The sequence below is a fragment of the Bacillus marasmi genome, from assembly GCF_902168435.1.
GTDB classification, from domain to species: domain Bacteria; phylum Bacillota; class Bacilli; order Bacillales; family Cytobacillaceae; genus Bacillus_BU; species Bacillus_BU marasmi.
Map to the genome: position 1 here is coordinate 87,580 of NZ_LR656175.1, position 22,482 is coordinate 110,061.

Annotated in this window: 21 protein-coding genes and 1 riboswitch; of the genes, 2 read left to right on the forward strand and 19 right to left on the reverse strand. The window is 41.9% G+C overall.

What is annotated here, in order from left to right; genetic code table 11:
- Window positions 1-47: 47 nt before the first annotated feature.
- Window positions 48-896: an octanoyl-[GcvH]:protein N-octanoyltransferase gene (lipL, locus tag FXW34_RS16090; protein WP_147535031.1), complete on the reverse strand. Its 849-nt coding sequence runs from the start codon at window positions 894-896 to the stop codon at window positions 48-50.
- A gap of 225 nt (window positions 897-1,121) precedes the next feature.
- A complete protein-coding gene (pta, locus tag FXW34_RS16095) occupies window positions 1,122-2,093 on the reverse strand; it encodes a phosphate acetyltransferase (protein ID WP_147535032.1) in 972 nt (323 codons plus the stop codon).
- Between the two features lie 295 nt (window positions 2,094-2,388).
- Here pta and hemQ point away from each other — a divergent pair, with 295 nt between their 5' ends.
- Window positions 2,389-3,135 carry a hydrogen peroxide-dependent heme synthase gene (gene hemQ, locus FXW34_RS16100; RefSeq protein WP_147535033.1) on the forward strand — a complete coding sequence of 249 codons (747 nt, stop codon included), beginning with the start codon at window positions 2,389-2,391 and terminating at the stop codon, window positions 3,133-3,135.
- 1,627 nt (window positions 3,136-4,762) lie between these two features.
- On the opposite strand, the gene FXW34_RS16105 is transcribed toward hemQ, so the two are convergent.
- The 5 genes from FXW34_RS16105 to FXW34_RS16125 are packed head-to-tail and all read right to left on the reverse strand — an operon-like array spanning window position 4,763 to window position 8,477.
- Window positions 4,763-5,770, reverse strand: a complete 1,008-nt coding sequence (locus tag FXW34_RS16105) for a ThiF family adenylyltransferase (protein WP_147535034.1) — start codon at window positions 5,768-5,770, stop codon at window positions 4,763-4,765.
- Window positions 5,767-6,540 carry a thiazole synthase gene (locus tag FXW34_RS16110; protein ID WP_187118988.1) on the reverse strand — a complete coding sequence of 258 codons (774 nt, stop codon included), beginning with the start codon at window positions 6,538-6,540 and terminating at the stop codon, window positions 5,767-5,769. Before FXW34_RS16110 ends, FXW34_RS16105 begins: the two co-directional genes overlap by 4 nt.
- Window positions 6,537-6,755: a sulfur carrier protein ThiS gene (gene thiS / locus FXW34_RS16115; protein ID WP_147535036.1), complete on the reverse strand. Its 219-nt coding sequence runs from the start codon at window positions 6,753-6,755 to the stop codon at window positions 6,537-6,539. Before thiS ends, FXW34_RS16110 begins: the two co-directional genes overlap by 4 nt.
- A gap of 11 nt (window positions 6,756-6,766) precedes the next feature.
- Window positions 6,767-7,876, reverse strand: a complete 1,110-nt coding sequence (gene thiO / locus FXW34_RS16120) for a glycine oxidase ThiO (protein WP_147535037.1) — start codon at window positions 7,874-7,876, stop codon at window positions 6,767-6,769.
- Between the two features lie 4 nt (window positions 7,877-7,880).
- Window positions 7,881-8,477, reverse strand: a complete 597-nt coding sequence (locus tag FXW34_RS16125) for a thiamine phosphate synthase (protein ID WP_246141116.1) — start codon at window positions 8,475-8,477, stop codon at window positions 7,881-7,883.
- A gap of 89 nt (window positions 8,478-8,566) precedes the next feature.
- Window positions 8,567-8,676: riboswitch (TPP riboswitch) on the reverse strand.
- Between the two features lie 295 nt (window positions 8,677-8,971).
- Here FXW34_RS16125 and gerQ point away from each other — a divergent pair.
- Window positions 8,972-9,481: a spore coat protein GerQ gene (gene gerQ / locus FXW34_RS16130; RefSeq protein ID WP_246141119.1), complete on the forward strand. Its 510-nt coding sequence runs from the start codon at window positions 8,972-8,974 to the stop codon at window positions 9,479-9,481.
- A 46-nt stretch (window positions 9,482-9,527) separates the two neighbouring features.
- Here gerQ and FXW34_RS16135 read toward each other — a convergent pair whose 3' ends face one another.
- From FXW34_RS16135 to fdnG, 12 genes are all read right to left on the reverse strand, one after another.
- A complete protein-coding gene (locus FXW34_RS16135; protein WP_147535038.1) occupies window positions 9,528-9,899 on the reverse strand; it encodes a DUF423 domain-containing protein in 372 nt (123 codons plus the stop codon).
- 680 nt (window positions 9,900-10,579) lie between these two features.
- Window positions 10,580-10,858 carry a YwdI family protein gene (locus FXW34_RS16140; RefSeq protein ID WP_147535039.1) on the reverse strand — a complete coding sequence of 93 codons (279 nt, stop codon included), beginning with the start codon at window positions 10,856-10,858 and terminating at the stop codon, window positions 10,580-10,582.
- 429 nt (window positions 10,859-11,287) lie between these two features.
- Window positions 11,288-12,355, reverse strand: a complete 1,068-nt coding sequence (locus FXW34_RS16145) for a ThiF family adenylyltransferase (protein WP_147535040.1) — start codon at window positions 12,353-12,355, stop codon at window positions 11,288-11,290.
- Between the two features lie 4 nt (window positions 12,356-12,359).
- On the reverse strand, window positions 12,360-12,593 hold the full coding sequence (gene moaD, locus FXW34_RS16150) for a molybdopterin converting factor subunit 1 (protein ID WP_147535041.1): 234 nt from the start codon (window positions 12,591-12,593) through the stop codon (window positions 12,360-12,362).
- Complete coding sequence (locus FXW34_RS16155; RefSeq protein WP_147535042.1) at window positions 12,586-13,050, reverse strand: molybdenum cofactor biosynthesis protein MoaE; 465 nt, start codon at window positions 13,048-13,050, stop codon at window positions 12,586-12,588. Before FXW34_RS16155 ends, moaD begins: the two co-directional genes overlap by 8 nt.
- A gap of 68 nt (window positions 13,051-13,118) precedes the next feature.
- Window positions 13,119-15,044 (reverse strand): molybdopterin biosynthesis protein, encoded by a 1,926-nt coding sequence (locus FXW34_RS16160; RefSeq protein WP_147535043.1) that lies wholly within the window; start codon window positions 15,042-15,044, stop codon window positions 13,119-13,121.
- 15 nt (window positions 15,045-15,059) lie between these two features.
- On the reverse strand, window positions 15,060-16,292 hold the full coding sequence (locus FXW34_RS16165) for a molybdopterin molybdotransferase MoeA (protein ID WP_147535044.1): 1,233 nt from the start codon (window positions 16,290-16,292) through the stop codon (window positions 15,060-15,062).
- Between the two features lie 37 nt (window positions 16,293-16,329).
- Entirely contained in the window at window positions 16,330-16,929 is a 600-nt protein-coding gene (mobA, locus tag FXW34_RS16170; protein WP_147535045.1) for a molybdenum cofactor guanylyltransferase, read from the reverse strand.
- Between the two features lie 56 nt (window positions 16,930-16,985).
- A complete protein-coding gene (locus tag FXW34_RS16175; protein ID WP_147535046.1) occupies window positions 16,986-17,819 on the reverse strand; it encodes a formate dehydrogenase accessory protein FdhE in 834 nt (277 codons plus the stop codon).
- A gap of 94 nt (window positions 17,820-17,913) precedes the next feature.
- Window positions 17,914-18,633, reverse strand: a complete 720-nt coding sequence (locus tag FXW34_RS16180) for a formate dehydrogenase subunit gamma (RefSeq protein WP_147535047.1) — start codon at window positions 18,631-18,633, stop codon at window positions 17,914-17,916.
- Window positions 18,626-19,450 (reverse strand): 4Fe-4S dicluster domain-containing protein, encoded by an 825-nt coding sequence (locus FXW34_RS16185; protein ID WP_147535048.1) that lies wholly within the window; start codon window positions 19,448-19,450, stop codon window positions 18,626-18,628. The genes FXW34_RS16180 and FXW34_RS16185 overlap by 8 nt, the downstream gene beginning before the upstream one ends.
- Window positions 19,450-22,470: a formate dehydrogenase-N subunit alpha gene (fdnG, locus tag FXW34_RS16190; protein ID WP_483964279.1), complete on the reverse strand. Its 3,021-nt coding sequence runs from the start codon at window positions 22,468-22,470 to the stop codon at window positions 19,450-19,452. The genes FXW34_RS16185 and fdnG overlap by 1 nt, the downstream gene beginning before the upstream one ends.
- Window positions 22,471-22,482: the final 12 nt, after the last annotated feature.

Genomic DNA, 22,482 nt, shown 5'->3' on the forward strand with positions numbered 1-22,482 from the left:
CATAGCTAGACATACCAGAAAGCCGCTTCCACTATGGAGGCGGCTTTTTATGTTGTAAGCATTTTATGATTGCGCTCTACGACGCGGTCGTAGTAATCAGAGAAGAGCGGAATTTCTTGTTGCGTTAATTGCCCCGAATTAATTTGTCCGCCGAATTCCTTGATTGATTTTAAAAATCGAAGCAGGCAATCAGCAACCGAAATATTCACTCCGAGCAATTCGGACAACGAGGCCATCACGTTTGGATTGATGTTCGGATATTTAATCTTCGTCTGTTCGCCCTTTTTGCTTTTTTCATAAAAATCCTTAATGATTTCGGCACGCTTGGCCCCACTTCCAGTCACACAAAGATAGATTTGCACCGCCACTCCGTTTTTGAGCCTGCGCTGCGAAATGCCCGCGAACTTTTTCCCGGCAATACTCAAATCATAGCTTCCTGGGCAATAGGATTCGGCGATTTCATAAGCTTCAATCTCGTGTCCTGCCTCCGAAAAATCAGCAAACATTTGCTTTATTAATAAAAACATTGCTTCATAGCCCCTGTTAATCTCAATTCCTCTATCTTTTTCAGGAAGGACAAGGGTCAGGTTGAGCACGCCTTCATCGAGGACAACCGCAAGTCCGCCAGAATTCCGAACAATATAGGAATAACCCTGTTCTTTTAGAAACTGCAGTCCATCTTTTAGGTGGGGAAGCTTCGTGTCCTGAATGCCAAGCACAATCGTCTTGTGATGGACCCAAGCTCTAGCTGTTGCCGGTGCTAGTCCAGTTCCGACTGAGGCACAAAGGGTGTCATCGATGCCAAATGATTGCAATGCGCCAAATTGGGGGCCTAGTCCTGTTTGGTCGATGATACGCCATTGCGCTTGACGAAGTAATTGCTGAGCCTCGTTCATGTGTTTTCTCCTTTTATCGTAGTTATCGACGAGTTTGAGCCATTTATCGACGAGTTTTGACCTTTTATCGACGAGTTTGAGCCATTTATCGACGAGTTTTCAATTTTTATCGACGTAAGTGAATTTTGTCACAGGTTATCTGTATTTACAATCGAAAATATAGCTTTTTTTTACAAGAAAAAGAGTCAGTCCGCAAATGAACTGACTCTATTTTACTTCATCAAATTATAATGCTTGGCCGGCGGTAATCAATGCGAGTTTGTATACATCTTCATCGTTACAACCGCGGGATAAGTCGTTAACCGGGCGGTTTAAGCCTTGTAGGATTGGGCCTACCGCTTCGAAGTTACCTAAGCGTTGCGCAATTTTGTAACCAATATTCCCCGCCTCTAAGCTTGGGAATACGAAAACGTTTGCATCGCCTTGGATGACTGAGCCAGGAGCTTTCGCCTTTGCCACAGATGGAACGAAGGCTGCATCAAATTGGAATTCACCGTCAATCACAAGCTCAGGCGCACGCTCTTTCGCAATCTCTAGCGCAGCTGAAACCTTTTCTGTTTCCGGAGATTTTGCTGAGCCTTTAGTTGAGAAGCTTAACATTGCCACGCGTGGATCAAGGTCAAACATTTGCGCTGTTTTCGCGCTTTCAATCGCGATTTCAGCTAAGTCATTGCTGTCTGGTGAAATATTAATTGCGCAATCGGCGAATACGTATTTTTCATCGCCACGTACCATGATAAATACACCGGAGGTTTTTGAAACACCTTGCTTAGTTTTGATGATTTGCAATGCAGGGCGAACTGTATCAGCAGTTGAATGAGCTGCACCACTCACAAGACCTACTGCTTTATTTGTATGTACAAGCATTGTTCCGAAGTAATTTTCATCAAGAAGAATTTTGCGAGCATCCTCCTCAGTTGCTTTGCCTTTACGGCGTTCTACGAACGATGCTACTAACTCGTCCATTTCTGCGTAATTTTTTGGGTCATAAATCTCGCAAGCATCGACAGATACATTCAGCTCAACAGCCTTCTTCTGAATCTGTTCGATGTCACCCACTAACACAGGAGTTAAGATTTGCTCAGATGCTAATCTTGACGCAGCCTTTAAAATTCTTTCATCTAATCCTTCTGGAAAAACAATTTTCAGCTCGCGCCCACTTACTTTTGCTTTTAAATCTGTAAATAAATCAGCCATAAATACCCTCCTAAAAAACACTCTTCCTTTAGAATACTTTACCCAAAAGAAAAATCAATATTCTACAATACAATTATCACCACTATGGCTAAAGTTCTTCTATTCTTAATTTTTAAATAGTGAGAATAGTGCCTTCCACTAAACAATTTCACTTAGGTTATTATACCTAATCGCGCATTATTTTTACAATCTTTGACAATTTCTTTTAGCTTCAGAGTTTATTCGTATGTCCTTCGGCTAAACTATGATATAGTAATGTTGAGAATTTTAGAAACACTTTAGGAGTGATTTAATAATGAGTGAAGCAGCACAAACTCTTGATGGTTGGTATTGTTTACACGATTTCCGTACCGTCGATTGGACACTTTGGAAAATGTTATCGAGCGATGAGCGCCAAACGGCGATTCATGAATTTTTGGAGCTTGTAGAAAAGTGGAATCAGACACAAGCGAACAAAGAGGGTAGCCACGCTCTATATACAATTGTTGGCCAAAAAGCAGACTTTATGATGATGATTTTGCGTCCAACGATGGAAGAATTAAATGAAATTGAAACAGAATTCAACAAAACAAAATTGGCTGAATATACAATTCCGGCGCATTCCTATGTGTCTGTAGTTGAATTGAGCAACTATCTTCCTGCTGATGAGGATCCATATCAAAATCAACAGGTGCTTGCTCGTCTTTTCCCAATTTTACCGAAAAATAAATACGTTTGCTTCTATCCAATGGACAAGCGTCGCCAAGGCGATGATAACTGGTACATGCTACCGATGGAATCTCGCCGCGATATGATGCGCAGCCACGGCATGATTGGCCGCAAATATGCTGGTAAGGTGAAGCAAATCATTACTGGTTCAGTCGGTTTCGATGATTACGAATGGGGCGTAACATTATTCGCTGATGATGTGCTTCAATTTAAAAAGCTAGTATACGAAATGCGATTTGATGAAGTAAGTGCTCGTTACGGCGAGTTTGGTTCGTTCTTTGTAGGTAACCTTCTAACTGAAGAAGATGTAGCCAAGTTTTTACATGTGAATTAATTGGAAAAGCTCCCAGGCGATTGACGCTCGGGAGCTTTTTCTCTTATAGGGATCAGACCCATAAGTTCATTTAGAGCACATATCCTCGTTACGTGACTCATCTTAAGAAAATAGAACTTGGCTTTAAACGATTGGTGAGGTCAGACCCCGATTTCACTTGGTTTGAGATGATTGGTGGGTCTGACTAAAAAAATAGAGGGAGAATTTCCTGTTATTTTAGGAAATACCCTTATTTCCCTAATAATAGAGGGAGTTTTTCCGCTTATATTATTAAAATCATTAGTTTTTGCCTTATTTTGAGGGGTTAAGCGGAATTTCTCCGCTTATTTCTGCTTCTTTACCCACTTTTATAAACATTAAGNGTGAGGTCAGACCCCGATTTCACTTGGTTTGAGATGATTGGTGGGTCTGACTAAAAAAATAGAGGGAGAATTTCCTGTTATTCTAGGAAATACCCTTATTTCCCTAATAATAGAGGGAGTTTTTCCGCTTATATTATTAAAATCATTAGTTTTTGCCTTATTTTGAGGGGTTAAGCGGAATTTCTCCGCTTATTTCTGCTTCTCTACCCACTTTTATAAACATTAAGCGGAATTTCTCCGCTTATTTAGTATCAGTTTAGGGGTCAGACCCCACAATTTCTTTTAGTGCACATATCCTTGTTACGAGGCTCATCTTAAGAAGATAGAACTTGGCTTGAAACGATTGGTGAGGTCAGACCCCGATTTCACTTGGTTTGAGATGATTGGTGGGTCTGACTAAAAAAATAGAGGGAGAATTTCCTGTTATTCTAGGAAATACCCTTATTTCCCTAATAATAGAGGGAGTTTTTCCGCTTATATTATTAAAATCATTAGTTTTTGCCTTATTTTGAGGGGTTAAGCGGAATTTCTCCGCTTATTTCTGCTTCTTTACCCACTTTTATAAACATTAAGCGGAATTTCGCCGCTTATTTAGTATCAGTTTAGGGGTCAGACCCCACAATTTCTTTTAGTGCACATATCCTTGTTACGAGGCTCATCTTAAGAAGATAGAACTTGGCTTGAAATGATTGGTGAGGTCAGACCCCGATTTCACTTGGTTTGAGATGATTGGTGGGTCTGACTAAAAAAATAGAGGGAGAATTTCCTGTTATTCTAGGAAATACCCTTATTTCCCTAATAATAGAGGGAGTTTTTCCGCTTATATTATTAAAATCATTAGTTTTTGCCTTATTTTGAGGGATTAAGCGGAATTTCTCCGCTTATTTCTGCTTCTTTACCCACTTTTATAAACATTAAGGGGAATTTCTCCGCTTATTGAGTATCAGTTTAGGGGTCAGACCCCAACATTTCTTTTAGAGCACATATCCTCGTTACGCGACTCATCTTAAGAAGATAGAACTTGGCTTGAAATGATTGGTGAGGTCAGACCCCGTCAGACCCCACAAGTTTATTTTGAGCACATATCCTCGTTACGCGACTCATCTTAAGAAGTTTGGACTTGGTTTGAGATGATTAGTGAGGTCAGACCCCGTCAGACCCTACAAGTTTATTTAGAGCACATTCCTTTGCTATGCAACTCATCTTTAGAAGGTAGAACTTGGTTTGAGATGATTAGTGAGGTCAGACCCCGTCAGACCCCCCACTTAACTTATGATTCTATTATAGATTGACCGTGCGCGGACTGGGTCGTTGGTGCCGTGGATGATGGCGCGACCATCACGGAACAAGACAATTCGATGGCCTTCATACTTGAAGGACAGTAAATAGGTGTTCGCGATGACCTCATCGCTGATGCCGACCACTGCTTGCGCCAATAGCTCCAACGATGGCACCTTCGCTCCTCCAGGACGGAGCTGCACTGCGTCACGACCGCATAACACATCCGTTTTGGTGCTATTTTCAAAAGACAAATATGGGAAGGTAGCAGCCTCGCCACAAGTTGGGCAGCTACTCTGCTTTAATTTTTCAATATTAATCTTCGAGCTTTCGCCCCTCCAAATGTCAAATGAATTTAAAACCGGCGGGACTTCACAGCCAGTTAATAGTTGAAATACCCTTGTCACCTGAAACGATGCCACGACTGAAACAATCGGGCTGATCACCCCAACTGTATCACAGGTCATCCCTTGTGTTGGAAGGTTGTCCATCAAGCAATGCAGGCACGGAGTTACACCAGGCTGTACTGTAAAAGAAAGCCCATAACTGCCCACGCATGCCCCAAATACAAATGGAATGCCAAACTTCACCGCAGCATCATTAACAATTAGCCGCGTTTCAAAGTTATCGGTTGCATCGACAATAACTGATTTACCAGCAACGAGCTCTTCAATATTTTGACTATTCACATCAGAGACAATCGCTTCAATCGTAATTTCACTATTAATCTGCGAAAGCCGCATTTTTGCAGCGACTGCTTTTGGTAAAGTTTCAGACGCATCACTCTCAGTATAGAGCTGTTGGCGCTGCAGATTGCTCCATTCAACATAATCACGATCAACAATCGTCAAATTCCCAACACCAGCGCGAGCGAGCATTTCAGCACTAGATGACCCAAGTGCACCAGCACCAACAACCAAAACATGCGCATCATGCAATTTTGCTTGATTGTCACGTCCTAAAAATAATTCCTGTTTTTTGTAGCGCTCAATCAAGATGTCACCATTCCTGTCAGTGGGCTGCTGGCAACAGCGTAGTTTTTCTCAGGGATTCGTCCAGCTTCAAAACCGAGACGACCAGCTTCAATCGCCATTTTCATCGCCAAGGCCATTTTGACCGGATCATTCGCGCCAGAAACGGCAGTATTTAACAGCACTCCATCAGCGCCAAGCTCCATTGCATAGGCAGCATCTTTAGGAGAGCCAATCCCAGCATCAACAATAACCGGAACAGAGGATTGCTCGATGATAAATTTAAGGTTTAATGGATTCAAAATTCCTCGACCTGAGCCAATAGGTGAGGCACCAGGCATAATGGCATGAACGCCAAGCTCACAAAGGCGACGAGCCAACACAACGTCATCAGAAGTATAAGGTAGGACGATGAATCCTTCTGCTAACAGCATTTCCGACGCTTTTAAGGTCTCAACCGGGTCTGGTAGCAATGACTTATCGCAACCGATTACCTCAACCTTAATCATATCGCATAAGCCAGACGCTTTAGCCAATCTGGCAATCCGAACCGCTTCTTCAGCCGTTTTTGCTCCAGCTGTATTCGGGAGCAGCTTATATTTCTGCAAATCTAGCTGTTCGAGAAAATTAGGCTGTGAAGCTTCAAAAATATTCATTCTGCGCACTGCAAAGGTGAGGATTTCCGCCTCAGACACTTCCACTGCCTGCTTTTGAATTTCAAAAGATGGATACTTACCTGTGCCCAATAGTAATCTAGATTTAAAAGTTTGATTTCCGATTTTCAACATGTTCATCCGCCTCCAACAAAATGGATAATTTCAATAACATCACCAGCGACAACTGGTGTGTGTTTATAGTTTTCTTTTACAGTGATGTCCTTGTTCACTTCAACTACGACAATGCGATTTTCCAACTCATAAAACTTTAGCAAATCCCAAACAGACTCAACATCTTCAGGCAGTTCAACAATTTCCCCATTAAGCTGCACCTTTTTTATAAGAACAGTCATCATACTCCCCCTTAAATTAGTACTGGATTGCCCCGGCCAACCTTGAACGCTTCGACCCAGTTTTGATTAACCGCACGACCAAGCATTAAATCTCGAATCATCATTCCGGTTACAGGTGCAAGGAGGACCCCATTGCGAGAATGGCCCGTTGCAAAGAAAATCCCATCTTGCTCAGGGTGCTGGCCGATAAATGGCTTTGTGTCAAATGTTTGTGGACGTAAGCCTGCCCAAGCAGATTCTATTTTCATCTTCGCTACGTCAGGGAACATCGTTTTAGCCTTCGCAATAATCTTTTCAATATTGGCCACCGTCGGATAATCGCTCCAATCATGAGCTGTCATCGTCGAGCCGACAACAAAGCTGCCATCACGTCGTGGGACGATATAGCTGCCATTATGGAAAATGGTGTGTTTTAGTGTTACCTGGTCGCTAGAAAGCGAGAGGATTTCACCTTTTATCGGAAAAAGCTCGTGGCTTAAGCCTGCCTCTTTAAATAACGTACTGCTCCAAACCCCATTTGCGACAACGACCTTTTGTGCTGTGAAGGCGCCTTGCGTAGTTTTCACCTCATAGCCGCTGCCACTTTGACTAAGCGCTACAACACTAGTATTCTCAAAAATTGTTCCGCCTAGAGCTTGAACACCCTTACACATTGCCCGTGAAGCTTGAGCTGGCATAATATTGACGTCATCCTCGATGTAAGCTGCCCCGATAATGTTTTCAGCGACACCTGGCAACGCCCGCTTCACCTCGGCTGCCTCAACCCACTTCATTGTTTCTAATGCCAATGCACCAGCGAGCTCTTGCTTTTCAGTTTCAGAATAGGCTAGCTTGAAAATACCACCAGCCTTCATGTCAAAATCAAGCCCGGTCAAGCTTTGCACTTCAGCTTGGAGTATATGATAGGCCTGCTGGCTCTCTCTGGCGAACGGATAAAAAAGCTCAAGGTCATCAGCTTCAGAATGGGCACCAAGCATTCCTGCTGCTGCACCAGTTGCTTTGCTGCCGATTGCACCTGCTTCAAATAAAGCGACATTCATGTTCTCCTTGGCCAAGTTAAAGGCGACACTCGAACCGATAATTCCCCCACCGATTACAACTACATCAAATACTGTCTTCATTTCGTTACCTCCATTTATCATAAAAGTTCCTTGCATCCTTAACTGGATCCTTTGCGGCAAAAATCCCTGACATCATCGCGATTCCTTTTGCACCAGCAGCACTAACCAGCCCTACGTTTTCTTGGGTGATGCCGCCAATTCCATAGACTGGAATCTTGAGTGTTTGTGCTATCTCTGATAGAAGTTTGAGCCCATTTGCCGGCTTACCAGGCTTACACGTTGTTTCATAGCAATTTCCGTAAAGGACGTAATCAGCCCCCGCTTGCTCGACCATCTGTGCTTCCTCTAATGAATGAACTGAACACCCTACTGTTAATTGCGGAAATGCTTGCTTTACTAATTGAACAGGAAGACCATGACCAGGCAAATGAACGTTATTGATGCCAAACAGCAGTGCTAAATCCAAGCGATCATTGAGAACGATTTTTCGAAAATCAACATTGGCTTGCTGCAAAAACGTTAAAAGTGTAGCGATTTCTCCAGCAGTTTTGCTTTTCTCGCGTATATGGATGTAATCAACGTAGCTTTGTATACTTGCAATCATTTTTGCCAGTTCGGGAACTGGATACTGGTCGTTCGTCACAGCAAGGATTTTCATCATCAGTTCACTTCTCCTTTAAATACAAAAAAACCACTCTCCTAAATAGGAAAGTGGTTGGATTCTTCAATTGCACGTCAAAAAGACGCGCATAAAAGTATGCGCCACTTCCCTACGCAGGTACGAACCTGTTCAGGTTTTGAGGGTTTAAAAGTAACTACTTTATTCTCAGCCCTTATCAAGGGATCCCCTAGTGTTATTTAGAAAAGCGGAAGGCGCTAAGCTTATCGGCTTGTGACCTCGAGCCGATGGCGCCTGGAGCTAGACATTTTTCAATTCAAATAAAATCAAGGCTAATTATAGCACAAATCAAAATTGTCGCAATAATCAATTTCAAATTAATTTTTACAATGCACCTGAAAAAGGGGCAATCACTCGGCTTAAGTCCTATTCGTGAGTTTATGTAAACATTTGCTCAATCATAATTTTCCAATTAACTCATATTATTTAATTAGTGATTTTGTTTTTTAAAAATGGGGTTCAAGGAGGGAAATTAATTGAGCTATTCAAATCCATATTCGGATTACAGAGCATATCCGCAAGGTTACAATCCATATGCAACAACCGGAGGACAAATGCCGGGCTTTCAGGGACAAATGCCAAGCTTTGGTGCCCAAGGAGCATTTCCACCAACACCAACAGGAAGTTTGCCGCAGGCTGGTTTTCAGCAGCAAATGCAGCAACAACAGCAGGCTCCTGTTTCACAGATTCCAGGTATGCTCCCGATAGAAGAATCTTACATTGAGAATATTTTCCGACTTAATAAAGGAAAGCTCGCAACAGTCTATGCGACATTTGAAAATAACACCCAGTGGAACGCCAAGGTGTTCAAGGGTATAATCGAGGCAGCTGGGCGTGATCATCTTATCCTTTCCGACCCGCAAACTGGGCAACGGATTTTGCTTCCAATGGTTTACTTCGACTATGCGACCTTTGATGAAGAGCTTGAATATGAATATCCATTTGGAGCTGCTCCACAGCAGCTGGCCACTTATCCTCCACGATAATAATAAAACTCCGCAGGTTTCAATACCCGCGGAGTTTTGTTTTATTTTATAAATGCTTGACTGCTGCAACGATAATTAATACCCAAGCAGCTAGAAAAGCCACGCCCCCAAACGGCGTAATCGCTCCAAGTACACTGATTTTCGTTAACGCCAATACAAATAGGCTACCAGAAAATAGGATAATACCTGTCAGCATTAACCAACCAGATGTTGTGACAAGTGAGGTTTGTGGCAGCTTAGCTGCAAGAATTCCCACTATAAGCAAGCCCAACGCATGATACATTTGATATTGACAGCCAGTGTTCCAAATATCGATGTAATACTGGTCTAGCTTTCCCTTTAAGGCATGTGCCCCAAATGCCCCTAAGGCAACTGATAAAAAGGCATTGATTGCCCCTAAAATAATAAATACTTTCACTTTCTTCCCCATCCTCTTTATTAATTAAGAGCTAATTGCTAGCTCCTGCTCCCCTTGATATTAGTTCAGTTTTCCATTTTTTGTAATAATGATTAAAAGCCATATAAGTGACCTTTTTTCAGATCTTTTTTAAAAATAGGGCACGTAGATTCGCTATACGTTACCTTTTCTCATGCTTTTTTCAATATTCGGGTACGTAGATTCGCTCTAGGTTACCTTTTCTCATGCTTTTTTCAATATTCGGGTACGTAGATTCGCTCTAGGTTACCTTTTCTCATGCTTTTTTCAATAATCGGGCACGTAGATTCGCTCTATGTTACCTTTTCTCATGCTTTTTTCAATATTGGGGCACGTAGAACCTCTCTATGTTCCCTTTTCTAATGCTTTTTTCAATATTCGGGCACGTAGAACCTCTCTATGTTCCCTTTTCTAATGCTTTTTCCAATATTCGGGCACGTAGAATCGCTCTAGGTTACCTTTTCTCATGCTTTTTTCAATATTCAGGTACGTAGATTCGCTCTAGGTTACCTTTTCTCATGCTTTTTTCAATAATCGGGCACGTAGAACCTCTCTACGTTACCTTTTCTCATGCTTTTTTCAATATTGGGGCACGTAGTACCGATCTATGTGGCCTTTTCTCTAGACCCCTTCAAAAATTGGACACTAGAACCCATCCCTATTTAAAAATCAAACAAAGAATCACCATTGGCATCATCCTCGCTGTCGAGCTGACGACCTTGCGACTGCCTCATAGGCTGTGGCTGAACTGGACGCAACTGTGAACCAACTATATTGTTTGGCGCAGTTGAACTCGCAATCCCTGGTTCCTCCAAAACTAACTCGCATAACGTCTTAATGGCTCGAACTCTTTCTCGTATATTCGCTTCTGAGGAAGTTGATTGCGCTTTCTGGATTTCCTCTTCCATTTTTTGAAGCAACCGACTTAGCGGGATATTCATAGTTTCTTCACCTCAAGCGTATTTTTGTGGATCGTTTGTCAGGTTTCGTCGGAATCTGTTAAAAATACTGCCTCTATCATACCCGATTTCTCAAAAAAGTTCCTAATAGTTAGCTTGAACAAAAAACACTTATCGTTTTGAGCTCTTTTGAAGTTCGCTGTGTTTGAAAATAACGGGAAGAATTCCGCTTAATTTTAAAAACATCATTAATTCCCTCAAAATAAGTGGAGTTTTTCCGCTTATTTGATCCAAATCACCGGATTTTTTCATATTTTGAGCATTTAAGCGGAATTTCTCCGCTTATTTCAGCTATTTTTGCTCCTCCAAGATACATTAAGGGGAATTTCTCCGCTTATGAAATCTCATACCTAATCCAACTTTCCTCCAAACGCTAAAAAACCCGTATCTATTGTAAGATACGAGTTCACATTAGCCAAGTAGGCGTTGGTATATTGATTTAGCTTGGTTTAAGTCTTTTGTACCGTGAATCAAAGCTCGGCCGTCAGCGAAAATGACCATCCTTGTTCCTTCATATTCGACTGAAAGCAAGTAAGGATTCGCTTTAACTTCATAGCCTAATGAATCGAGGCTAGAGGCTAAAACATTTAAATCGAGTCCACCTTCTTGTTTTGGCGGGCGAATCTGAACTGTATCGCGACCACATAAGACCGTCGATTTCGTCATGTTATCAACATCGAGATATGGATAGGTTGGCGCCTCTCCGCATGACAAACAGCCAGGATCCTTTGCTTTTGACATTTTCATTGTTGAATATTGATTTCTCCATAGATCGAAGCTAACAAAGCCTGATCGCACTGCCTCCCAATCCTCAACGAGAATTTTCAAGGCCTCCGCAGCTTGATGAGCAATGACCATACCAACGGCTGGGGCAATAATCCCCCCTGTATCACAGGTCATCCCTTGAATCGGAACGGTCTTTAATAAACAGTTTAAGCAAGGAGTTACCCCAGGGATAATCGTAAAGCTCATTCCAAAACTGCCAACACAAGCACCGTAAATCCAAGGAATCTGGTATTTTTGCGAGATATCATTCAGCATCATTCTTGTTTCGAAATTATCAGTTGCATCAAGTATTAAATCTATCGGCCAACCCGAACCTGAATACGAACCTGCAGCCGAACCCGCACCAGCCCCGACAAGCTCCTCCATTAATTCCGGTGTAGCATCAGCAATTAATGCCGTAATCTCGACCGCCGAATTAATGGCCTTTAGACGCTTTTCGGCTGCTGCAGCCTTTGGCAATTTTTCAAGTACATCCTCTTCTGTATATAGCTGCTGACGCTGGAGATTGCTCGCTTCGACATAATCGCGATCGACGATTGTCAACCGACCTACACCAGCTCGTGTCATCATTTCGGCACTGCCCGATCCGAGCGCACCTGCGCCAATAATTAGCACATGCTTATCGCGAATTTTACTTTGCCCGATCGAACCAATCGGAGGAAATAACACCTGTCTTGAATAGCGCTCGCTCATCCGCTCAACCTCCGCTTACAGGTGGAATAAATGCAATAACATCGCCAGCTTTGATTACTTCATCATTCGCGGCAAATTCTTCATTTACCGCCGTCATCACTGTATCGAGCTTTAACGTAGGATATTTCTCATTGATTAACGTTTTAGCCTCAGCAATTGTTTTTCCATCAAAATCGAAGCTGACGGATTCTTCGCCAACAGCGTCGCGGAGATGGGCAAAAAACATGACTTTATTCATGTAAATCACCACTTTCTGGTTTCCCGGATGGATATGCGACGGTTTCGAGCTGGTTGCCAATCCACTCTTCGCCATCTTCCCAATGTTCTTTTTTCCAGATTGGGACGATTTCTTTAATACGTTCAATCGCATAACGATTGGCATCATAGGCATCAGCTCGATGTGGAGTTGACACAGCAATCACGACCGCTATATCGGTAATTTCAAGTCGACCAACACGATGAGTAATGGCTACTTGTGCGCCTGGCCAACGTTCGTTAATTTCAGCACCAATTTGTTCTAACTTTTTCACAGCCATGGATTCGTAAGCGTCATAAATAAGGTAAAGCGTTTTTTTGCCCTTTGTGAGCTCGCGGACTGTACCGATGAACGTTGTAATTGCACCAGCGTCACGCTGAACTACTTTATCGATGATCGATTGAATATCAATTGGCTCTTTTGAAATAGCAAAGTTCATTGATGGTCACCTCAACTTGTTTCATTTATTAGTCATTAGAATTTCCAAAAATGGGAAAGCGCACTAAGTTATGCATTAAAATAAATTGGCTCAGGGTTCACCTCTACTGTGTATCCACCAATTTTTTCTACTTCTTGTCTGAAGCTTTCACTGCCGATTACCTTAAGGAGCATTTGGCCTTGTTCACTTTCAAAAAACGCTCGTGACATCAGCAAATCATAAGACTCATCAGCAATAGCCTGGAAGTTTAGTCCCATTGCTTTTGCTGCAGGGTAAATACCTAAACCACAAGCCTGATCGTCACCTTTCACTTCGGCTGCGACAGCTAAATGGGAAAACATTTCACGCTCATATCCGGTAATATCATCTGCGGAAACGCTTGCTTGCTTGAGAAGCATATCAAACAGAATTCGCGTACCTGCCCCTTTTTGACGATTGACAAAATGAAGCTCTCTTTCAACTAATTCTTTCACATTCATGTTGTCTATATCACTATCTTTTGGTAGCATCCAGCCCTGGGTTCTTTTTAAAAATGGATATAGAACTACGTTTTGACCAGCTAATAATTTCTTCACATAAGAAACATTATATTCGCGGGTCTCTGGATCTAATAAATGAATTCCTGCTACATGCGCTTCGCCTTTACGAATAGCCATAATTCCGGCCATGCTGCCAACATGTGCAGAGACGATTTTCATGTCGCTGCGTTCTTTTCTCAAGTTGGACGATAATAGGTCAATCGTTAAATCATGACTTCCGGTGAAAAGCAAAGCATTTGTGATTTCCGAAAGCGGTCTTAATAGCTCGACTTCAGCCATATCACCTTGCTCATAGCCAATGACTTCAGAAGGAATGACCAAAAGCCCATCGGCTCGAACGTATGACATGGTTACCCCAGCCGCTCTTGTTAGCGGGTTAGCTACGTATTGACCATTCACATAACCAATATTCATTCTAATAAAGTCCTCTGCACCCATTGACGAAACAATGCGGCGACCAAGCTTTACTTCGATAGTTTGCCGCTTAGGCTCCGGTATTTGCAAATACTTACAAATCAAAGGTCGGACGAACCACTCAAGGGCAAGATAGGCTGATACTGGATAACCTGGTACTCCGACAACGACCTTATTGTTAATTTCCGCTAAAATAACCGGTTTTCCAGGGCGAGCAGCGACGCCATGGGTAAATACCGTTCCAAGCTCTTGTAAAATATGTACTGTATAATCCTTCGAACCAGCAGACGAACCAGCATTAATCACAACAATATCAGAGGTCTCAACAGCAGAAAGGAGCGCTTCCTTAATCTTTTCAGGCTGATCACGAACAATTGGGGATAGGATTGGCTCACCACCCCACTCCTTTACAAAGCCTGAAAAAACCGTGCCATTAAATTCGATGATTTGTCCTGGTGCAGGTGTTGAATTTGGTGCCACAAGCTCATTACCAGTTGGAATGATAGTAACAAGCGGTTTTTTTGTTACGTTAACCTCTAAAATCCGCGAGGCGATTAGCACACCTAAATCCGCCGGTCGTAAAATATGGCCTTGTGGAAATAACATTTCCTCTTGCGTAACATCCTCACCAATTGGACGGATGTGCTGCCAAGGCGTGGCAGGCTCGATGATTTCGATTGTATGTTCATCGATTACATGAACATGCTCTATCATGATGACGGCATTGAATGGTGAAGGTACCGCATTTCCCGTATCAACATAGGAAAACTGTTCACCTATCGTTAGATGGAGTGGATTTTGCTCATGGGCTGTATATGTATCTTCGGCACTTACCGCAATTCCATCCATAGCCGAAGCGTGGTAGTGTGGTACCGATACTTTTGCGAAGATGGGCTCAGCCGTTGCGCGTCCAAGTGCTTGATCTGTCGGAATGCTTTCTGTTACGATCGGCAAATTGAAAGCTGCTAGAATCTCTTCTTTTGCCTGATTTCGTGGTTTATCTTCTAAGTATATTTTGCGTTTATATCCGTTTCCTTCCACGTTTGCCGCTCCCCTCTATCTTGTTGGTAATACGGGCACATATTCCCCTTGGAAAATACCTTCCTTAACTGAAGCGACTTCAACTATTCCATCGCTCTTTACAAGAGTAGTAATTAAGCCAGATTTCCCAATGATCGGTTCAGCCCACCATTCTCCATCCTTCTCAAACAAACTGACGCGAATATAATCCGCTCGACCTGGAGCTGAGGCGATATTTTTCGTGATTTTTGCAAAGACTCGATCCGGTTGTTTCGTTAATTTTTCGCCTTTAAGTCTACGAAGAATACGTTCGCCGAATAATTGGAAAATAATCATCGCGGAGGCGGGATGACCTGGTAAGCCGATGACTGGTTTACCTGATGCAACGGAAAGAATCGTTGGTTTGCCAGGCTTAATTGAAATTCCGTGGACAAATACGCCTGGATTGCCCAAGGATTGAATCACCTCGGTTGTATAATCCTTAGCCCCAACCGAGCTTCCTCCAGATAAAATTAAGCAGTCGACACGATCAAATAATTGTTTAGCCTGATTCGCAAATTGCGTGTAATCATCCTTCACAATTCCACCGTAAATACAATCAATATTCCAATTTTCCAGCATACCCGCAACCGTTAAGTAGTTAATATCGCGAATCTGACCTGTTTCTAACTTTTCTGTCTCGTATGGAACGATTTCATCGCCTGAGGAAAGATAGCCTACAGTTAGGCGACGGTACACTTTCACTTCAGTAATGCCCAAAGAGGCAAGAGCACCAAGCTCTTGTGGCCGAAGCTTTGTGCCTGCATCAAGAACAATAGCGCCAGACTTAATATCTTCGCCACGCTTGATGATATTTTCACCTGGGGCAATTTGCTTATATGTATTCAAAAGTCCATGGATATCCTCACAATGCTCAATCATAATGACAGCATCACTTCCAGGCGGAATCATTCCACCGGTTGGAACATAAATGGCTTCAGAACGGCCCACAGGCTTTGATGCTTCCTGACCCATATTAACTTCTCCAACGACATTTAAGAATCCTGGCATTGTTTCAGATGAACCATATGTATCCTTTGCACAAACAGCGTAACCGTCTACTGTGGAACGATCAAAGCCTGGTACGTCTTCGCTTGCTAGTACTGGCTCTGCAAGTACATAATGGAGGGCATCCTTAATCGGTCGAACTTCAGTATCATGAATACCATTAATCATCTCATCGATTAGGGAGAAGGTTTCCTCCACTGTTTTAACTTTGAAAAATTCCATTGTTCCTGTACATCCTTTCTCTGACGATGAAAAGAGGTTATTGTTCAGTGTCAGCCATCCTTTTGGCAACTTCGTACTCTTCTGGTCGATTCATATTGAAAAAATATTTATCTAATTGATGCTGGAGATGCTCCGGTAAATCAGCTTCCGTCATATATCGGACATTAAGCCGCTTCAATAATCCTCTAACAGTAAGCTCATTTTGAACTATACATGCTTCAATTTCGGCACAAATGCTCTTTCGATAAACAGCAAAAAGTGGTTGATGCTTTCCGTGAATAACCGGCAGCACCGCATCATAATTGTCTGTAGCATCTAGGAGATAGCTCCCCAATTCCATTGAAATAAATGGCATATCACAGGCAACAATTAAATTAACATCAAAGGACGAAGCCAATAAGCCCGCGTGGATTCCAGCAAGTGGTCCTTGGCCCGGATACACATCAGAAACCGTATTTAACTGTAAAAACTGATAGGTTTCTGGATTATTCGATACTAGGACAATCTCAGAAACAAGCTTATCAAGTTCATCCTTAATCCGTTCAATATTTGGCTTTTGGTTTATTTTAAGGAGGGATTTGTTCGTTCCCATTCGGCTTGATTTTCCACCTGATAAAATAATGCCTCCTGCTTTCATGAACAGCACCTGCTTTTCTTTCTTTTACTATAACCTAAATAACATAAATACCATTACTAATTTGTTTTATCACCTTCTGGTTGATTACCAGTTGAGCTGTAACCTTTTTCTTGGGCAATATAATCAAGATGGATTGTCTTTAAGTCAAGTAACGTCGTTGATGGCTTTTCAAGATGTTGTCTAGTATCAATAACCTTAGTATAGCCTTTACATTTATCACAAACATGAATTTGTGAGGAAGAATCTCCTTCAATCGTTAGAAATTGAATCGTACCATGATCTGTGTTTCCACAGTGTGAACAGGAAATTTTCTTATCTAACCAATATGCTAAGCAGCGCGGACAGTGTAACACTTTTTGGCCTTTTCCTTCGAGTTGACCAAGACGAACTGGTTCACCGCAAACAGGACAGCCACAACCTGGAACAGCTACTCCCTTTTCAGCCGCATTTATTCTTGGCTGAACTTTTTCAGCGATTAATTGTAAATACGGACGCAAGGCAGTCTCAGCTAAAAATTGCGGAAGCCATGGCTCCAAGCCATGTTGATTGGCATATTCTTGGAAATAAATATGATTTAAGGCATATGCTTCTTCCAGCCATAAAACAGCAGTTTGTTCATCTAATAGCTTTGCTAATTTATCAAATTGCTCAGATAGCTGTGGGTTATTTTTTAATAATACGTCTTTTAGTTCATCTATCCACTGTACAAATAGTGCAATATCGAAATCAATCGCTGTAAAGGCGGCAATTGGTACGCCAGTTTCCATTACTGCTTGATCATAATTTGGTCTAACTGAATCAGGGTTGAGTCCCTTTTTCCATTGCTCTTGAAGCTGGATGATTTCCTTTTGTAGATTTAAATATTCCTTTGATACCACAGATGTCTTCATGAGCTGCACCTCTTTCGTTTTTAAAGGGAATGGCTGTCCTTTTACAGACAGCCATTTTAAGATTATTGTTATCTGCGTTACCGCATTTTATTTATTATGCGCCTTTAGATTTCTTGTCATCATCGTGGCCATGAAGTGGTACATCAGGGAAGTTACCCTTTCTTACTTCTTCATCATACCAGTCAGTGTAGTGGCCCTTAGCCCACCATGCTGGTACTTTACCATCAACAATACCTCTGAATCCTGGTGATGAATGCTTGTGAACTGCTGCTAAATAAATATGACCGACAACTACAGCAATCGCAAGACCCATACATGCACTATGAAGGAAGTAGCCCCACTGTACTGCCCATTGCGGGAAGAAATCAGGGAACCATAGTGTGAATCCTGATGCGATAATCATGATAGCAGTTAAAATTTGAATCCAAGAGTTAATCTTTTCACCTGCGTTAAAGAATGATTGTGGCACATGCTTAAACTTAAGACCCACAAGTTCCTTAACTGTTTCTTGGAACCACTGAAGATCACGTTTTTTCCAAGTAACGATATCTTTGAACCAACGGAATAATCCTTTACGGTCAAAAATAAACCAAATGAATGTCGGAGTGATGAAGACGACTGCAAAAATACGGTGCAATAGTCTTGCCATTTCCGGTCCACCTAAAACTGGATAAAGCCAGTCAAAGAACTCTGTATACATTGGTAAGGCCGTTATATACAAAATGAAGAACGAAATGAAATTGATATTATGGGCCCAAACAAACGCCAACGAGAAGCGTCTTACTTTAACCTCTGGCTGATTTGGTTTACTCATGGCTATCACCTCCAGCATCATGTCCTTTGTCTTTGTTAAATAATCTATAGGACACTGCTAATCCAAGAACACCCATTGTAGTTGCACCAATCATCATCTTACCAAGTGGTTGTGCGTAATCTTTCCAAAGTACTGCAGATGTTGGTACTTTTGGTTTTTCAGGCAGGCCGTAAACGGATGGCTTTTCAGCTAACACGTAGATTGTGTTTGTTCCGCCAACACCTTCTGGATTATAGATCATTGCGTTAGGATAACGGTCTTTAATTTGACTTAAGCGTTTTTCTGCTTTAGCAATCATTTCGCTTCTTTCACCAAATTCAAGTGCTCCCGGATGGCAAGTCGTTACACAAGCTGGCTGCATACCTTCTTCGATACGGTCTGTACACATTGTACATTTTGAAGCCTTACGGTATTCCTTACCTTCTTTATCCTTGTAAGTTGCTAATGAGATAACATCAAACGGACAGTTTTGTACGCAATAGCCACAGCCTACACACTTTTCGTGGTCAACTACAACTGTGCCGTATTTTGAGTAAGTGATTGCATCTTCAGGACAAACTTTTTCACATGCTGCCTCTTTACAGTGGAAACATGCAGAATGACGGAATAGGTAGTCTAAATTGCCTTTTGTGTTTTCATGCTCGATAAATTCGATTACATTCCAAGTATGCGCAGTAACCTTTGCATGAGATTGATTACTTCCTAGGAACTCCTCTGGCTCAGCCGGAAGGTCATTCCAGTTTTTACAAGCAACCATACAGGCACGGCAACCATCACATTTCGTAACATCGACTAATTTTGTATATTCTTTAGCCATTATTTTGCCCTCCTAACATCGCAAAGGAATGCTTTATATTCTGGGATGTTTGTATTGGCGTCCCCAATATGCGGTGTTAAGTGGTTCGCTGTTCCGCCAGTTGCGATTCCCTTGAAACCAAAGTGCCAAGGCATACCAACTTGGTGAACAGTTTTACCTTTAACCTTAAACGGCTTAAAGCGCTTTGTAACCATTGCGTATGCTTTAATTTCACCGCGAGCAGATGAGATAATAACTTCATCTTTATTTTTGATGCCCTTTTCACTTGCAAGTTGTTCGCCAATTTCCACGAACATATGTGGTGCTAATTCAGATAACCATGCTTGGTTACGTGTCATCGCTCCTGCCTGCCAGTGTTCAGACACACGATATGTTGAAGCAATGATTGGGTATTTAGAAGCATCACCTTGTGTCATGAACTCCTTCTCACCAAACTTAGTAGCAGGGTTCAATTGAACACTTGAGAATGCATTTGAAACTGGAGTTTCATATGGTTCATAGTGTTCAGGGAATGGACCTTCATTCATTGGTGCAAATAATCCACCTAATCCAGTCGCATTCATAAAGTATGCATCTTTTCCTCCAGGTGCTTCAGGACCACGATCTTTCGGGAAGTCTGGTACGTCTTTACCAACCCAAGCGTTTTGTGCTCCATCCCACCAGATTACATCTTGGTTATTTTCTTTAGACCATGGAGTACCATCTGGTTTAGCAGAACAACGATTGTAAAGGACACGACGGTTTGCAGGCCAAGCAAATGACCAGTTTAGATAGTTACCATTTCCTGTATCTTTATTATCACGACGCTGTGATAAGTTTTTGCCTTCTTCTGGATAGAATCCGGAATAAATCCAGCAACCACTTGCAGTAGAACCATCAGCCATTAGCTTAGCAAATCCAGGTACTAACTTCTTCGTTGCTGTCTCGTAACCATTAATTTCACGTGCAACTAAATCGATATCAATATGATGTCCTTCACCATATTCCCATGTCATAGCATTCATTGATGCTGCTGCTGGTGTCGATTCATTTTTATAAAGCTCTTTTAATTTAATTGCCAATAGGTGGATAATTTCTAAGTCACCTAATGATTCACCCTTTGGCTCAATTGCTTTCCAACGATACTGCATCCAACGGCCAGAGTTAGAAATTGATCCTTCTTTTTCAAATGATGAACATGCAGGTAGGAAGAATACTTCTGTATCAATCTCACTTGGATTAACACCAGCTTCCTTCTGCCAGAATGCGCTAGTCTCTGTTTCCCATAAGTCTACAGCGACCATCCATTTAAGATTGCTTAGCGCTTCATGTTCCTTACCTGAGTTTGGTCCACCAACAATTGGGTTTGTACCAAACATGAGTAAACCTTCGATTTCACCTCTAGACATCGCATCGAAAATTCTCATATGTGTGTAATCTTTCTTCGGTGTTAACTTAGGTAACCAGTGGTAACCAAATTCATTAGCACTTGTTGCGTTATCACCATAGAAAGCTTTTAACATACTTGTGTAGAACTTAGGCTTGTTTGTCCAGTAACCTGCTGCAGGTGTTACTTTCTTTAAGAAACCTTCGTAAGTTGCTTCTTCAGGAGTAGAAGTCGGAACTTCCATATATCCTGGGACATTGTTATATAATAAACCAAAGTCTGTAGAGCCTTGTACGTTTGATTCACCACGTAACGCATTGATTCCGCCGCCTTGTAAACCGATGTTTCCAAGTAGCAATTGAAGAATCCCGTATGAACGAACGTTTTGTGAACCAACTGTATGCTGAGTTGTGCCCATCGCATACATAATTGTTCCGGCTTTACCTGGCTTACCAGTTTCAGCAAATGCCTTCACTACATTTAAGTAGTCTTCCTTTGGTGTACCAGTTACTTCTACAACTTTTTCAATCGTATAACGTGAGTAGTGCTTTTTCAGTTGTTGGAACACACAGCGTGGATCTTGAAGTGTAGTATCGCGTATAAACTTACCTTCTGCATCCTTCTTGAATGTCCACTTAGATTTATCATAGCTTCTTGTTTTCTCATCATAACCATTGAAAATACCATCATCATAAGAGAAGTCATCTGTAACGATTAAAGAAGCATTAGTATAATAACGAACATATTCTTCATGATATAGCTTGTTTTCTAAAATATAGTTAATCATCCCGCCAAGGAATGCAATATCTGAACCAGAACGAAGTGGGGCATAAATATCTGCTTGGCTAGATGTTCTTGTAAATCTTGGGTCTACTGAAATGATTTTTGCACCACGTTCTTTTGCTTGCGTTAACCATCTAAAGCTAATTGGATGGTTTTCTGCTGGGTTTGCACCCATGATTAGTGCGCAATCAGTATTTTTCAAGTCAACCCAGTGGTTTGTCATCGCGCCACGACCAACTGTAGGTGCCAGACCGGCAACCGTAGAGCTGTGTCATATCCGGGCCTGATGCTCAAGATAGGTTAACCCTAATCCCGCACGCATCAATTTACTTAGGATGTAAACTTCCTCATTATCTAGAGCTGCTCCACCCATGCTGGCAATTGCTTCTACTTTATTTGCAGGCATGCCATTTTCAGTTGCGATAAATTTACGATCGCGTGTATCTTTCACTTTCTTTGCAATTTGTTCAATTGCCCAGTCCCAATCGACCTCTTTCCACTTATCAGCACCAGGTGCACGATACAAAGGTTTCTCTACACGCTTGTCTGATGTGAAAATTTGACGAACAGTTGTACCTTTACTACATAGGGTTCCTTCGTTGATCGGATTGTCTGGGTCCCCTTCTGTGTAAACTACGTCTTTCTCATTGGCATAAACCAAGATTCCGCAGCCTACTCCACAGAATGGACAAATGGTTGGTGTTGGTTTTAATGCTGCAATCTTAAATTCTTTTGTGCTTGCTTTGGCCTTTTTATCATCGAAGCCAAGTTCGACTACGGCCATCGTAATCGCTGTAGCACCAGACAACTTCAAAAATTGCCTTCTTGTAAAATCCATATTTCTGCCCCCTCTACTACTGTTGTATATCATCTATAAAACCCT

Bases quoted from the DNA above. Each gene is read 5' to 3' on its own strand.
- lipL (WP_147535031.1), bottom strand. From the start codon at position 896: ATGAACGAGGCTCAGCAATTACTTCGTCAAGCGCAATGGCGTATCATC.
- pta (WP_147535032.1), bottom strand. From the start codon at position 2,093: ATGGCTGATTTATTTACAGATTTAAAAGCAAAAGTAAGTGGGCGCGAG.
- hemQ (WP_147535033.1), top strand. From the start codon at position 2,389: ATGAGTGAAGCAGCACAAACTCTTGATGGTTGGTATTGTTTACACGAT.
- FXW34_RS16110 (WP_187118988.1), bottom strand. From the start codon at position 6,540: ATGAACATGTTGAAAATCGGAAATCAAACTTTTAAATCTAGATTACTA.
- thiS (WP_147535036.1), bottom strand. From the start codon at position 6,755: ATGACTGTTCTTATAAAAAAGGTGCAGCTTAATGGGGAAATTGTTGAA.
- thiO (WP_147535037.1), bottom strand. From the start codon at position 7,876: ATGAAGACAGTATTTGATGTAGTTGTAATCGGTGGGGGAATTATCGGT.
- FXW34_RS16125 (WP_246141116.1), bottom strand. From the start codon at position 8,477: ATGATGAAAATCCTTGCTGTGACGAACGACCAGTATCCAGTTCCCGAA.
- FXW34_RS16140 (WP_147535039.1), bottom strand. From the start codon at position 10,858: ATGAATATCCCGCTAAGTCGGTTGCTTCAAAAAATGGAAGAGGAAATC.
- FXW34_RS16145 (WP_147535040.1), bottom strand. From the start codon at position 12,355: ATGAGCGAGCGCTATTCAAGACAGGTGTTATTTCCTCCGATTGGTTCG.
- moaD (WP_147535041.1), bottom strand. From the start codon at position 12,593: ATGAATAAAGTCATGTTTTTTGCCCATCTCCGCGACGCTGTTGGCGAA.
- FXW34_RS16155 (WP_147535042.1), bottom strand. From the start codon at position 13,050: ATGAACTTTGCTATTTCAAAAGAGCCAATTGATATTCAATCGATCATC.
- FXW34_RS16165 (WP_147535044.1), bottom strand. From the start codon at position 16,292: ATGGAATTTTTCAAAGTTAAAACAGTGGAGGAAACCTTCTCCCTAATC.
- mobA (WP_147535045.1), bottom strand. From the start codon at position 16,929: ATGAAAGCAGGAGGCATTATTTTATCAGGTGGAAAATCAAGCCGAATG.
- FXW34_RS16175 (WP_147535046.1), bottom strand. From the start codon at position 17,819: ATGAAGACATCTGTGGTATCAAAGGAATATTTAAATCTACAAAAGGAA.
- FXW34_RS16180 (WP_147535047.1), bottom strand. From the start codon at position 18,633: ATGAGTAAACCAAATCAGCCAGAGGTTAAAGTAAGACGCTTCTCGTTG.
- FXW34_RS16185 (WP_147535048.1), bottom strand. From the start codon at position 19,450: ATGGCTAAAGAATATACAAAATTAGTCGATGTTACGAAATGTGATGGT.